Source organism: Microbacterium sp. Root280D1, assembly GCF_001428975.1.
GTDB lineage: Bacteria > Actinomycetota > Actinomycetes > Actinomycetales > Microbacteriaceae > Microbacterium.
This window is the reverse complement of record NZ_LMJK01000001.1, coordinates 776,216-789,756: the sequence shown is the minus strand read 5'-3', so window position 1 is coordinate 789,756 and position 13,541 is coordinate 776,216. Positions and strand designations below refer to the sequence as shown.

The 13,541-nt window shown below is 67.5% G+C and carries 10 protein-coding genes; 2 read left to right on the top strand and 8 right to left on the bottom strand.

Features of this window, described 5'->3' with window-relative positions; all coding sequences use genetic code 11:
• Positions 1–69 precede the first annotated feature (69 nt).
• The 7 genes from ASE34_RS03835 to ASE34_RS03805 form a co-directional block, all read right to left on the bottom strand.
• On the bottom strand, positions 70–693 hold the full coding sequence (locus ASE34_RS03835) for a CDP-alcohol phosphatidyltransferase family protein (protein ID WP_082586533.1): 624 nt from the start codon (positions 691–693) through the stop codon (positions 70–72).
• A gap of 89 nt (positions 694–782) precedes the next feature.
• Entirely contained in the window at positions 783–6,134 is a 5,352-nt protein-coding gene (locus ASE34_RS03830) for a PKD domain-containing protein (protein WP_082586495.1), read from the bottom strand.
• Positions 6,135–6,229: 95 nt separating this feature from the next.
• Positions 6,230–6,880 (bottom strand): hypothetical protein, encoded by a 651-nt coding sequence (locus ASE34_RS03825; RefSeq protein WP_056276689.1) that lies wholly within the window; start codon positions 6,878–6,880, stop codon positions 6,230–6,232.
• Between the two features lie 54 nt (positions 6,881–6,934).
• Positions 6,935–8,134: an O-antigen ligase family protein gene (locus tag ASE34_RS03820; protein ID WP_150115149.1), complete on the bottom strand. Its 1,200-nt coding sequence runs from the start codon at positions 8,132–8,134 to the stop codon at positions 6,935–6,937.
• A gap of 61 nt (positions 8,135–8,195) precedes the next feature.
• On the bottom strand, positions 8,196–9,521 hold the full coding sequence (locus tag ASE34_RS03815; protein ID WP_056276686.1) for a hypothetical protein: 1,326 nt from the start codon (positions 9,519–9,521) through the stop codon (positions 8,196–8,198).
• A 37-nt stretch (positions 9,522–9,558) separates the two neighbouring features.
• Positions 9,559–10,788, bottom strand: coding sequence for a lipopolysaccharide biosynthesis protein (locus tag ASE34_RS03810; protein ID WP_056276683.1), 1,230 nt, complete (start codon positions 10,786–10,788; stop codon positions 9,559–9,561).
• Between the two features lie 106 nt (positions 10,789–10,894).
• On the bottom strand, positions 10,895–12,073 hold the full coding sequence (locus ASE34_RS03805) for a glycosyltransferase (protein WP_056276680.1): 1,179 nt from the start codon (positions 12,071–12,073) through the stop codon (positions 10,895–10,897).
• A 162-nt stretch (positions 12,074–12,235) separates the two neighbouring features.
• Between ASE34_RS03805 and ASE34_RS03800 the strand changes: the two genes are divergently transcribed.
• Entirely contained in the window at positions 12,236–12,697 is a 462-nt protein-coding gene (locus tag ASE34_RS03800; protein WP_053098689.1) for an adenylyltransferase/cytidyltransferase family protein, read from the top strand.
• Positions 12,698–12,746: 49 nt separating this feature from the next.
• Here the strand turns inward: ASE34_RS03800 and ASE34_RS03795 are convergent, their stop codons facing one another.
• Complete coding sequence (locus tag ASE34_RS03795) at positions 12,747–13,139, bottom strand: SIP domain-containing protein (RefSeq protein WP_056276678.1); 393 nt, start codon at positions 13,137–13,139, stop codon at positions 12,747–12,749.
• A gap of 108 nt (positions 13,140–13,247) precedes the next feature.
• Between ASE34_RS03795 and ASE34_RS03790 the strand changes: the two genes are divergently transcribed.
• On the top strand, positions 13,248–13,511 hold the full coding sequence (locus tag ASE34_RS03790; protein WP_053098687.1) for a glutaredoxin family protein: 264 nt from the start codon (positions 13,248–13,250) through the stop codon (positions 13,509–13,511).
• Positions 13,512–13,541: the final 30 nt, after the last annotated feature.

The following is a 13,541-nucleotide window of genomic DNA, read 5'->3' as shown; positions in this document are numbered from 1 at the left end:
CCCTGGGTAGTCACGCTGGGTTCGCTGATATCGATTGAGTAAACGTCAGCGATCGGAGATCCTTTCGACTCAGCCGAGCGCCGACATCTTTCGGAACCATATGGCCAAGGCCGCGGCCAGGTACAGCAGCGCGGCGAGTCCCAGCAGGCTGTATACCAGCATGAACGCGGGCGCCCAACCCCAGAGCACGAACGCGAAGCACAGCACGCCGTAGTCGGTGGGTAGACCCATCAGAGAACGGACGAGCGAGAATCCCCCGGCCTGCGCCGCCTGCGGCACCCCGCGCTTGCCGCGCAGGAGGTCATTCAGGATCATCCCGAAGAACGTGACCGTCGAGATCACGGCGAACCCGAGCGGAACCAGAAGCCAGAGATCGGAGGGCAGCGGGAAGAAGCGGTACCACCCGATCGCGACGGCGAGCGGGAGGGAGACGAGCTTGGTCGAATCGAGAACGTGATCGAGCCATTCTCCGGCGAGCGATCCGCCCCCACGCAGTCGCGCCACCTGGCCATCGGCGCTGTCCCACGCATAGCCGATCGCGAGAAGCAGCCAGACGACGATGCCGAGAACGATGGACGGGGGCACCGTCGCCAGCAGGACGATCCCCGTGAAGGTGAACGCGGCGCTGATCAGCGAGACCTTGTTGGGCGTGAGGCCGGCGGTGTATGCGCCCGCCGCGATCACTCGACCCACCGGACGATTGACGAACACCGAGTAGGCGGGGGCCCCGCGGGCCCTCCCCTTCTGCGCTGCTGAAAGGCTCCGGTAGGCGTCTGCGAAACTCAGGGGGTCACTCCTCGTGCTCGGAAGTCATCGAATGCCACGGTGTACGGAACGCTGCTGAATCCGGACCCCGCATATGTCGAGATCCCGATGTAGCCGGCGGTCTGCAGGGCTGCGGTGGAATCGGTCGTGGACAGCTGCCAGGCAGCCGGTTCTGTCGTTCCCGCCGCCCAGAGCTTACTCCGCAGCGTCGTCGTACCTGTGCCGAATGCCTGCACTCGCACGTTATATATCGTTCCCGCTGCGAATGTGAACCCGGTGAGGTTCTGCGAGACGAGAGCCGTGCCGCCGCGAGCGAGCTGCGCCGTCACCGAGCCGTCGGCCCCGATCAGCCAGCGTGCACGGTAGTCGTCCGCACCGACGACCCGGGCGAGAGCCGCGACGTAGACCCGCGCGCCCGTCGGCAGTGCGGGGGCCGTGACCGTGAAGGTAAGGTCCGTGCTGGTCGAGGTCGCCGCGTTCAGCGATGCGGTGCGGGTCTGCCCCGCCGCCTGCGTCGTGAACTTCGCGGCGCCGTTGTCGATCGACACGTTCGCCGCTCCGCTGGTCTGCGACCAGACGCCGCCGGTCTGCGCCGTTCCCAGAGCACCGTTCGCCCGACCGAAGTCGTCGGCGGCGAAGGCAGCGCCCGCGGGAGCGACCACGGTCACCGACTGGGTGACGGTGTTCACGGCGCCGGCGTTGTCGGTCACCGTGAGAGTCACCGTGTATGTGCCCGCTGCGGCATACGGGTGCGAAGTCGTCGCGCCCGTGCCGGTGGTGCTGTCACCGAAGTTCCACGCATACGAGGCGATCGAGCCGTCAGGGTCCGTCGATGCCGAGGCATCCACTGCGACGGTGAGATCCGTCGGCGTGGCCGTGAACGAAGCGACCGGGTTCTGGTTCCCCGGGGCCGGAGCCGTCACGGTCACCGGCTTGGTCACCGTGCCCGTCGCACCCTTGTCGTCCGTCACAGTCAGCTTCACCTGATACGTGCCCGCCGCGGCGTACGTGTGCGCCGTCGGCGTCGCTCCCGAACCCGTGGACCCGTCTCCGAACTCCCATGCGTACGACGCGATGGTTCCGTCGGCGTCCGCCGAGGTCGACCCGTCGACCGTCGCTGCGAGTCCGCTCACCGAGCTGGTGAACGCGGCCGTGGGCGCCTGATTGGCGGGAGGAGTGGGACCGCCCGTGGTCGAGCCTGCCCAGAAGTTGTCGAACCGTGTCTGGAAGGGCACGTTGGTGACGGATCCGCCCAGGTACACCCCGAGTCCGGCGTGGCCGGCCGACTGCAACCCCGCCGTGGAGCTCGTCGTGGTCGACGTCCACGCGGTCGGCTCCGTCGTTCCGACCTTCCAGACCTTCGCCCGGACTGTGGTCGGAGACGTGCCGGTCGCCTCGGTGCGCACATGCAGCGCGTCGCCCGCGGCGACGGTCAGCCCGGTCGGAATCGTGGTCAGCACGGTGGTGGTCTGCTGCAGCTGCAGCTGCACCCCGCCGGTCGGAGACACGATCACACGGGACCTGTAGTCCTCGGTGCCGACGCGGCGTGCCGCCACTGTGTAGTACGCGCTGCCTCCGGTCGGAAGCTGCGGCAGGACCACATCGACGTCCACCGCGGTGTCTGTCGAGGAGACGCCGGTGAGGTAGGCGTACCGCTGCGCTCCTCCGGCGGGCTGCTGGAACGCCGCGTATGCACCGCTGACCAGGTAGTTGGATGCCGTGTTCGACAGCGTCCAGGCCCCACCCGTGTTTGCGGTCCCGAGGCCGCTGGCGGCCGTGCGGTTGAACGAATCCGAGGCGTATGTCACTGCACCGACCGGCGCCGACACGGTGATCGAGGCGGTCTTCTGCGAGGTGGCACCCTCGTCGTCGGTGACGGTCAGGGTGATCGTGTAAGTGCCGGCTGCAGCGTATGTGTGCGTCGCCGTGGCCCCCGAGCCCGCTGCCGTCGAGTCACCCCAGTTCCAGGAGTATCCGGCGATCGTGCCGTCGGTGTCCTGAGAAGCGCTCGCGTCGACGTCGACCTTGAGGTCGGCCGCCGCCGAGGTGAACGACGATACGGGCGCCTGGTTGGCCACCGCCTCGACGATCGCCGTCTCGGTGTCGGTCGCGCCCTTGTCGTCGGTGACCGTGAGGGTCACCGTGTAGGACCCGGCGACGGCGTAGGTGTGCGTCGCCGTAGCACCGGAGCCCGCGGGCGATCCGTCGCCCCAGTTCCAGCTGTAGGCCTGGATCGTGCCGTCGGCGTCAGTCGAGGCCGAGGCGTCGACCGCGAGGCCGAGCTTCGTGACCGCGGTGGTGAAGCTGGCGCTCGGCGCGATGTTCGCCGGCGCGCCGGTCGTTCCCAGCGCGTAGTGCTGAGAGACGGCGGTCTCGGAGATGGGCGTCAGATAGACCGCGACCTCGTCGATGGCTCCGTCGAACTCCCAGTCTCCGGGGCCCCAGGTGACGTCGCCACCCACGTGCCAGTATCCGGTGTAGTCCTGCGCGTTCGTCTGGCCGTTCGACCCCTGCAGCACGCCGTCGACGTAGAGACGCATGCCGGTCGCGCCCTGCGTCGCGACCACCTGATGCCACTGACCGTCGTTGTACGACGCGCTGGTCTGCAGCGTCTCGGCGAAACCGACCCACACGCCGTAGATCAGCTTGCCGTCGGGTGTCATGTAGACGTGTCGGTCGTACCCGGAGGAGTTGCCGTCAGCGCTGTTTCCGAATCCGATGATCTTGCCACCGGTCGTGGTGTCCGTCTTGAACCACGCCTCGAGCGAGTACGACCGCGGGTTCGTGAAGGCGTTCTGGCTGATGACCTGGCCGCCCTCGAACGTGGCCGCCGAGTTGCTGACTCCCTCGAGAGCTCCGTTCGCGCCCTTGGTGACAGCGCCGAAGTAGTTGCCCTTCTGGTTGTAACCGGAGGCGTCTGCCGCGACACTGCCGGTCGACTCGCCGAGACGCCAGTACAGCGCGGGGTCGGCGGCGTAGACGGCTGCGCCGTATGCGTCGCTCGGTGCGGTCGAGCCCTCGAGCTCGCGCCCGGATGCGGTGTAATGGGCGGCTGCCTGCTCGCGCGTCAGCGGAGCCCCGTAGATGGCGACCTCGTCGATCTGACCGTCGAAGAACGCGGCTCCAGACCAGGAGGTGTCTCCACCGACGCGCCAGTACCCGTTGTACGGCTGGGCAGAGGTGACATCGGTGCGCTGGGCGACCCGGACGCCGTCGATGTAGAGCACCATGCCGCCGTCGCTGAGGCCGGCGGACATGTAGTGCCACTGACCGTCGTTGAATGCGGACGACGAACTGATCGTCTGAGATGAGCCGGGGTAGACGCCGAAGGTGACGCGTCCGCTGGCCTCCATGTAGACGTGGCGGTCATAGCTGCCGGATGTGCCGGTCGAGCTGCTGCCGAAGCCGACGATCTTGCCGCCGTCGGTGGATGTCGTCTTGAACCAGGCCTCGACACCGAAGGTGTCAGGGCCGGCGATGGCCGAGGTGGTCGACGCGAAGCCGTTGGCCGAGCCGTCGAAGTCGGAGGCGTCACGGGAATCCGAGAGCATGGCGCCCGAGGTTCCGCGGGTGACGCCGCTGCGTACCGCGAGGTCCGATGCACCGGCCCAGTCGTACGAGAGGCTCGCGGACGAGTCGTCGAGCGGCCAGTAGCTCAGGGGCGCGTCCTCGAGCACCGCGGTACGGTACGCACTCGGAGCCGCCGAGCCGGACGCCGTCACGGTCGTCGTCCCGCCGAGGATCGAATGACCTTCGTTATCCGTGGCGCGCACCCGGTATGTGTAGCTCGTGCCGTTCGTGACGGTGGTGTCGACGAACGCCATCGGGGGCAGGCCCCAGTCGGCGGACTTCGACCGGATCTTCTCGTAGGTCTTGACGACCACGTTGTCGCGCAGGACCTCGTACTTCAGGAACTCGCTGTCACGGTCGTAGTTGAGTGGCCAGCTCACGCGGATCGATCCGCCGGTGAGCGCGATCGAGGATGCCGGCCACGCGGTGTTCCAGAGGATAGGGCCCTGTGCGTTCGGAGCCTTGCTGGTCACGGCGAAGCGGGCGAGGCCCTGCTGCCCGGTGTTGTTCACCCGGGTGAACTCGCCGCCGTACACGAGGTACTCGCTGTTGGAGGAGACCGACCACGGACCCTGCGATGCGCCACTGACGTTGCCCGCGTTGAAGGCGGGGAACCAGTGCTGCAGCTTGGGTGCGGGGTTTCCGCCGAAGTCGTAGTAGCCGAGGTTCAGGCCATAGGGCGTGGTGCGCTCGACGTCCTTTGTGACGGCCAGGCCGCGGTAGAACGACCAGGGGTCGCTCTGCGGGAATCCGTCGACGAGGCTGCCGCAGTAGTGCGAGTGGCCAGCCGCGTACACGCTGTCGCCCATGGGCTCGACGTCGTACTGGTCGCCGTGGCAGTCGTTGACCCAGACCAGGTTGCCACTCGACCACGACGCACGGAACGAGCCCTCGAGGTTGCCGCCGTTGCCGAAGACGTAGCCGGTGCCGTAGATGTCGTCGCCGTCGGACTTGAGCGAGAGAATCGCCGCGTCGAGACCGGCGTTGCGGATCACGTTGTTCGCGGAGAAGGGCAGCAGCGAGGCGTCGGATGCCGACACCATGGCCAGTCCGTAACCGGGATTGGAGCTGCCGTTGAGGGTCAGGAAGTTTCCGCCGAGCACGACCTTGTCACCCGCGGGAGAGACGGTGACGACGCGGCCCTGACGTGACTCGAGCACGGGCGCCCAGGGGAGCAGAGTGCCGCTGCGGGTGAAGGCTGCGGCGCCGGAGCGGTCGTTGCCCGAGACTCGGCCGAACGTGCCGGTGATGTACACGGTGTCGTTGGTCGCGGCCACGCCGGAGGTGACGCCGTTGGAGTTCGGGTTGAACGCGGCCAGGTTGCCGCTGGGCAGATCGAACGCGGCGACGCGGTTGCGCGTCTGGGTGTTCACCGTGGTGAAGTCGCCGACGATGTAGAGCCGCGTTCCGTCGGGCGAGGCCTCGACCTGGCGCACCTGGCCGTTGATCGAGGGGGCGAACGACGTGATCAGCGCGCCCGTGCGGATGTCGTAGGCCAGCAGGTTCGATCGGGGCGTCTCGTTCGTCCCCGCGGCCGCGCCCGCCGGGCGTGCGCTGGTGAACTTTCCGGCCGCGTAGACGACGTTGCCCACGACTGCCTGATCCCAGACGATGCCGTTGATCTGAACCGTCGGAAGCGAGTCGGCGGTCACCGTCGGCGCTTCCCCCTCGGGTGGACTGACGTCCGCCTGAGCCGGCGAGATCGCCACCAGCGATCCGAAGGCTATGGCGAGCGTCATCGCGATCGCGATCGATGCTCCCCGTGCGCGGCGTCCCCAAGACAGAGCTGTAGTGCCCATCGTTCATCTCCCCAGATGATGGACCGTTCGCGCTCAACCCCTACATTGGCACCGAACGATGATTCCCCAGTAATCCGTCGTCCGACGGTGACGACCTAAGGTCGAGGACCGACGAAGACGACGTTTGGCGCAGCGGCCAATATATCGACAGTAACACGCACGTCCCCGTCAGGAGAAGAGGGAACTGCAAACTGGTATATCGCATCCGCGCTGGCGCCTGCCGGGATGGAATCCGGCCACACTGTGGTGCCCTCGCCGGTCAAGCCCGCCGCGGGAAGCCGGTCGTCCCCGCCATAGGTCAGCGTGACGTTCGCCCCCGCCGTGTCGACGGGCGCATCCGAATCGTTCGTGAGGCGGACAGTCACCTGGATCGCCGGCCCGCTGGGCTCGCCCGGGATGTCGTTGCCTGCGGTGATCGACTCGATCGTCGTGACTTCGGCGACCACGCCGTCGACCGCGGGGGCGGGTTCGTCGAGAGGCACCTCTTCACCGTTGCCGGGCTTCGCGACGTCGTCGGTGGCACCGGGCGTCGGAGTCTCGAATTCGGTGGGCTGTGGTGTCGGCGTCGGTCCCGGTGTGGTGGTGACCCCCGGTGTGGTCGACGCGCCGGGCTCCCCCTGACCTGAGTTGCTGTTCGCGATCACGCCCCACACGATCCCGCCGATGAGGAGCACGGCGACCACGCCGACGATCGTCCATCCACGCCACCCCATCCGCCGCTGCGGACCTCCGACCGACTCAGTCACTGGTCTCTCCTCCGCGCCGGGTCTCCGCGTCGACGACACGGATATTCCGACATTCTAGGTGAGACTCGCCTGTCGCGACCGGCGCCCGTCCACCCGATCGTATTCGGGTCCGACAGGGTCATCGGCGTGCCTGGAACGATGGGTGAGCAATGAGGCCACGACGAAGAACAGGATGAAGGCAGTCGCACTGTCGATGAGACCGCTCTCCGTGACGGAGCGGATGATGACCAGCGTCAGCAAAGGCGTGATGAGCCATCGGCGCCGAGATGAGATCAGCGCGCTCGCCACGCACCACACGATCAGCGCTCCGATCAGCGCGGTGCCGATGAGCCCCGTCTGGGCGAGCAGCGAGGCCCAACTGCTGTCGAGCACCTGCTCGTCACGCCATTTGATGTCGACCGGGATCTTCTTGGCGGAGAGGCCGATGCCGATCCACTTCTGCCATTCGCTCCAGTCCCATCCGATCACGACCCTCCACACGTCGAAACGCGAGTCGAGAGCGGTGGAGGTGTCGTTCGACCCTGCTCGGGTGGCGAGGCTGCCGAAGACGTCGGTGAACGACCCGATCGCGTAGCCGAGTGGAAGAGCGCCGAGAAGAAGGTAGACGACGCTGCGGTCCCGGATGCCGTTGACCACCACTGCGACGCCGATTCCGACCACGATCGCGAGCAGGCCGGTGCGTGATCCGCTCGCCACGGCGATGCCGACCAGGAGGACGGCGGCGAGCAGCCGCCAGACCCGCACGCCGTTGCGCAGCATGAGGATGACGAGACCGACGATCGGCGCCGCCACAAGGCCGGCGAGTTCGTTCGGGTGGATCTCGGGGATACCCCCACCGAGACGACCGCTCGCCGCCAGGCTCGGCAGTCCGGTCACCGCCGCGACGACGGCCACTGAGGCCATCGCCGCGAGCAGGCACACGATGCTCGTCACCCACGGCACCGTCGTGAGGAGGAAGAGGATCGTCGCCATCACCAGGAACATCCTGCCGACGAGGACGATCGTCGCAGAGTCGTTGCCCGCGAGAATCGACCCGAGAACACTGACGAGCAGCGCGACGGCGATCACTCCCGCGGGTGCGATACCGACGGCGACCCGCTCGCGCGTCCTCGCCGCCAGCGCGACCGTCGCGGCGAGCGCGAGAAGCGCGATGAACGCCTTGGCGACAACCACCCCATCCGCGCCGCCGGAGTAGATCGTCGCGCTGCGCCAGGGGATCACGCTCACGATGATCAGCACATAGAGAGCCCCCACCACCGCCACTCTCGCCGCGCTGGGATGGTGCGCGGACTGCTGCCGAGGCGGGCGCTGAAGATCAGTCGGAGCGAGCATGCGAGCCTCCGGCGCCCGCGGCGACGGTGTCGCGATCGGAGACTCGCCACGACTCGGCGATCGAGCCCAGCGACCGAGACCCCGTGTGCAGCATGACGACGCCCAGAGGGCGGACGCCCATGACCCGCAACCGTGTCGCCACGGCGACGAGGTCGGTCGCCGACGTCGAGTTGTGCCTCACCGTGATGATGAGACCGGCGCCCGGGCCCATGAGCTGTTCGATGAGCGCGGATGCGCCGGGTTCGCACACGACGATCACCACGTCGAAGCTGTCGTGCATGGAGCTGACCAGCTCGGGGAGCTCGGAGACGAGCCTCTCGAGCGTGATGGGCTCCGCGGCGACGAGGACCGCTCTCTTGTCCTCATCGTCCGAGATCGTCGCCCCGTCGAGCACCTCGTTCAGGGTGTGCCCATGACCGGCAACGTGGGCCTCGCGGGTATCGATGACACAGGCGGTCGCGCCGATCAGACGCTGCGCTTCGAGCATCCCGGTGACCGCATCGTCGTCGATCGCTCCGTCCGAGGCGGGGACGAGCACATGCGTTCGCATGCGCCCTCCGGCGAGCGCCACGAGGTTCCCGGCCGCCTCCTCGTATGCGACGATCGCGCCGGAGCCGTCATCGGGACGGAGTCGACTGCGCCGCGGGATCTGCCCGATGACCGGGAGACCCGAGGAGCGCCGCACGTCGGAGATGGTCCGAAGCCGACGGTTCGTCGTCGTGCGATAGACCGCGATGATGGCGCCGAGCGCGAGGCCCGCGATGCCGCCGAGTCCGGTGATCGCGGTCACCTGAGGCGAGATCGGCGCAAGGGGAGCGACCGCCGGAAGCACCTGATCGAGTGCCACGGTGTACCGGGCGTCGTCCTCGTCGTTCTCGGTCTCGCCGATCAGCTCCGAGAGATGCGTCGCGGCCGAGTTGGCGATGTCGGTGGCGAGCTCAGCGGTGGGAGCATCAGCGCGCACCACGAGCAGCACCGTGTCGGCCGTGTTCTCGGCGGACAGCATCTGTCGAATGTCACGGTCGGTGTACTCGTCCTCGTCGAGGTCGAGTTCTGCGCGCACCTTGTCGATCACCTCGGGGCTGTCGACCAGCGGCGGATAGGACTTGATGCGGGCGAGGCTGAACTGATTCCGCTCGAAGAGAGACGCCTCGGTCGAATCGACGCGGAGCAGCAGTGTCGACGTGGCCGCGTACGTCTCGGGCAACAGCTTCGTGACGAACCACCCCATGCCGGCACCGAGTACCGCGAGTACGACGATGACAACCCATCCCTCGCGCAGGATACGTCCATAAGGGACATCTTCCATCGCCAACCCCCTCAGCCGAAGACAGGGCCTAAACCTATCATTCACGGTCCTGTGCTCTGTCACCACGCGGGCTGCCGGGGCCACGACCCGCGACGACCAGCCAACGCAGGCCCAGACCCCCGAGCAGTGATGCGACGGCGAGCGCGAACGGCAGCGTCGACGGTTGCGCACCCAGCGCGATCATCACGATCGCGGCCACGATCGCGAGGATCGTGTCGGAGAGACGGATCACGAATACCGCTACCTGGCGACCGGCGACCGCCCCCAACGCCCCGTACGGGGTCACGACAGCGACGGACATTCCGTAGGCCAGCCATGCGATCACAGCAAGCGGGTCGACCTCGACATCGAACAGGAGCGGACTCACCCACGGGATGAGCACCACGGCGATCGCGCTCATCACCACCGTGCCTGCGAGCAGGAAGACCACGACACGGTCGGCCTCGCGTACGGATCCGCTTCCGCCTGCCTTGTGCTGGTCGGCGAAGCGCACGAAGAGGAAGGACGAGAGCCCGCCTATCACGAGGATCAGCGGAGAGGTGTAGGTGCGAGCGGCCTCGAGCAGACCGACGGCGGTGAGCCCGGCGCCGGCGAGCACCAGCAGACGCAGCACGGTGAACAGGCTCGGGCGCAGCACCTGCTGAAGCCCACGCCACATTCCGTACCGCCAGACCGCGGCCATGTCCGCACCACGGAGGCCCACGAGACGCCTGTCGCTCCGAGGTGACAGGAACCAGCCGACGAACGTCGCGACGATCTGTCCCGCGGCGATGCCGCCGAGGAAGGCGGCGAGTGTCAGGGTGCCCGTGACATGCACCGTGAGGATGATGGCGAGCGCGACGACGAATCCTGCGACGTCGGTGATCGCGGTGCGGATGAACAACAGATGCGCGATCAGCGTCCGCCGGACGATCTCCTCGACCGCGAACGCGGCGAGGGCAAGTGCGAACAGCGCCGATTCCGCTGCGTCAGAGAATCCGGTGAGCCAGGCGATCAGGAAGGAGCCGACCGCCAGCACCGCGGATGATGCGAGCAGCATCGTCTCGAGGCCTGCCCTGATCGGGCGCTGCGAGCGGTCGAGCACCACGAGGGAGTCGCCGACGAGGCCGGTGACGACAGCGGTGGCGACGATCACCACACCGTACAGGATCGCGAATCGGCCGTACTCCTCGATGCCGAGCATTCGGGCGACGAGGATCTGCAGGAGCAGACCGATACCCGCCTGCGCCGCCTGCGCGATCACGGCCCCCAGTGCCTTGCGCTTCATGTCGCCTCCCCGCCTGACATCCTCGCACGCCATCGACGTCGCTCGATCCCGGCGTCGGAGCGCGGCCAGCCGCAGCACCGGCGGCCCCGGTCGTACGCTCTTCGGCTCAGAGCTCGCCGGGCTTCATCGCCTCGGCATCGATCGCCCGTATGATGCGCAGCGTCGCCGTGTCCGGCTTCGGCTCCCCGTCCTGCGTCGCCTCCTTCGCCCGCCGCTGCGGCGCGTAGACCACGAGGGAGTGGAAGAGGAATCGCGCGAAGAAGGCGACGATGAGCGACAGCCCCGTCGCGAGCACGCTGGAGATATGCCAGGTCTCGACCATGAGCGCCATCACGGGGATCCGCAGTGCGGCTTCGACGTTGTTGAAGGTGAACGACGCGGCGAATCGGCCGCCCAGTCCGCGTGCGTCCGTGCGCATGTCTGCGAAGACGAACCGCTCCTGCAGGAGGAAGTTGCCGATGATCGTGACCTCGGCGCCGATGATCGCGGCCCATATATAAGGAACACCTGCGGCGGTGAGCAGCCACATGATCCCCAGGTTCGCGGCCGCGCCGATCACTCCGATGATCGCGAAGAGCGACATCTTGCCGAATCGGAGTCTGGCCAGGTGCGCCACGAAGGTCGCCCCCTGACGCAGGCTCGCCTTGGAGGTCCCGTGACGACGCTCGCCGAACTCCATCGGCACCTCGGCGATGCGGAGGTCCGTGCGAGCGAGGATCTCGAGGAGGATCTTGAATCCCTGCGGCTTGAGGGCGGCCAGGTCCAGACGCGACCGGTCGACGAGGAAGAACCCGGTCATCGGATCGGTGCTGCGGGCGAGACGGATCGGGAACATCGCCCGTGTCAGCCAGGTGGCCGCCCTGGAGACACCGAAGCGGACCGCCGTTCCCAAGCCGCTCGTGTCGCCGCCGCCGATGTATCTCGAGGCGGCGACGAGATCGGCGCCGCCTTCGCCGTGCCTTCCCAGAAGAACGGGAAGCAGCTCGGGCGGATGCTGCAGGTCGCCGTCCATGACGATGCAGAGATCGTGCTGTGCGGCCTCCAGCCCGACGACGACCGCTCCCCCGAGCCCACCGGTGTTGTCGGCCCGGTGGATCACGCGCACGGGCAGCGGAGCATCGGCTGCCACCCGCTCGACCTCGGCGGCCGTGCTGTCTGTGCTGTCGTCGACGAACAGGATCTCGGCGTCGTACGCGGCGAGCGCGAGCGCGGTGCGGGCCACCAGTTCAGCGACGTTGTCGCGTTCGTTGAAGGTCGGCACGATGACGGTGACCGCTGTCCCCACTGTCCGCCCCCTTCGCCTGTGCCGGCATCACTGCGGACTCCATAGTTCCATGTGTTCCTATGCGTCGGGAAACCGCGACCTGCTAGAGTGACGGGATGCGGCTGTGGGAGTCGCTGGGCGGATGGGGATCCGCCTCTGGGGAAATACTGATCTGGGGAGATCATGGGGACGCGCATCGGCTATGCCGTGGGTGCTTTCGACCTGTTTCACGTCGGGCATCTCAACCTTCTTCGTCACGCCAAGCAGCACTGCGACATTCTCGTCGCCGGTGTCGTCAGCGATGAGATGCTGCGGCAGGTGAAGGGCATCGAGCCCGTCATCCCGACCGTTGAGCGGGCGGAGATCGTCCGTCACATCTCGTTCGTCGATGATGTGTACGTCGAGACCACGCCGTCGAAGATGGATTCGTGGCGAGACGTGCAGTTCACGCACTTCTTCAAGGGCGACGACTGGCGGGGCACCGAGAAGGGCCTGCGGCTCGAGAGGGAGTTCGGGGAGGTCGGCGTCGAGGTCGTGTACTTCCCGTACACCGCGCACACGTCGAGCTCGTCGCTGCGTCGTGCGCTCGATGCGATCAGCGCAGGCGCGACCGTCGGCGGCGCTCCTGCGCTCGCGACGCGCTGACTGCCCCTGACTGACGGCGGGGCGGGCCCGGGCCGGACCCTGCCGTCAGTCAGTTCGCGACGCCGAGCAGGCTGCGCGCCATCCGTGCGACGTGCGGCGGCGTGTGCGCACCGAGCCAGACCGTCCATTGCAGCGCCGGCTCCGCGCACGTCCACTCGACGCACCAGGAGTGCACCGCGTTCGCGAGGCGCTCGCCTTTCGCATGCTGACGGGCACCGTCACCGCGCAGCAGCCACCGCACGGACACTCCCTCGGGCACGTCGATGTGGCGGAACTGGATGCGAGCGGCCGCCTCGATGAGGATGACCCCCTCGGCATCCCACGGCATGCGAGCGGCGATGGCAGCGATGGCCCCGGCATCGGTCGAATCACCCGCGATCAGCACGACTCCCTCGATGTTCTCCCAGTCCGGATCCTCGAGGTGCTCGCATGCGCTGTTCATACGCCCGAGTATAGGTAAGGGTACCCTTATCTATCAATGGCGGATCAGTCGCATCGCCGCATCCGCCGTCTCGGCGCCTGCCCAGCCGAGCGGCTCTACGCTGGATACATGACTTCTCCTGCAGACTCCGCCATCACGATGTTCGGTGCCGATTGGTGCCGCGACTGCATCCGCACCAAGAAGCAGCTCGACTCCCTCGGCGTGGAGTACACCTATGTCGACCTCGTCGCCGACCCCTCCGCGGCCGACGTCGCGAAGGAGATCTCCGGTCGCACGAACATCCCCGTCGTGGTCTACCCCGACTCCTCGCACCACGTCGAGCCGTCGAACGCGGACGTCGAGTCGAAGCTCCGCGAACTCTCCCTGATCTGACCTGAAGCGGCCTCGTCGCGCACCGATACA

Bases quoted from the DNA above. Each gene is read 5' to 3' on its own strand.
- ASE34_RS03830 (WP_082586495.1), bottom strand. From the start codon at position 6,134: ATGGGCACTACAGCTCTGTCTTGGGGACGCCGCGCACGGGGAGCATCG.
- ASE34_RS03815 (WP_056276686.1), bottom strand. From the start codon at position 9,521: ATGGAAGATGTCCCTTATGGACGTATCCTGCGCGAGGGATGGGTTGTC.
- ASE34_RS03810 (WP_056276683.1), bottom strand. From the start codon at position 10,788: ATGAAGCGCAAGGCACTGGGGGCCGTGATCGCGCAGGCGGCGCAGGCG.
- ASE34_RS03800 (WP_053098689.1), top strand. From the start codon at position 12,236: ATGGGGACGCGCATCGGCTATGCCGTGGGTGCTTTCGACCTGTTTCAC.
- ASE34_RS03795 (WP_056276678.1), bottom strand. From the start codon at position 13,139: ATGAACAGCGCATGCGAGCACCTCGAGGATCCGGACTGGGAGAACATC.
- ASE34_RS03790 (WP_053098687.1), top strand. From the start codon at position 13,248: ATGACTTCTCCTGCAGACTCCGCCATCACGATGTTCGGTGCCGATTGG.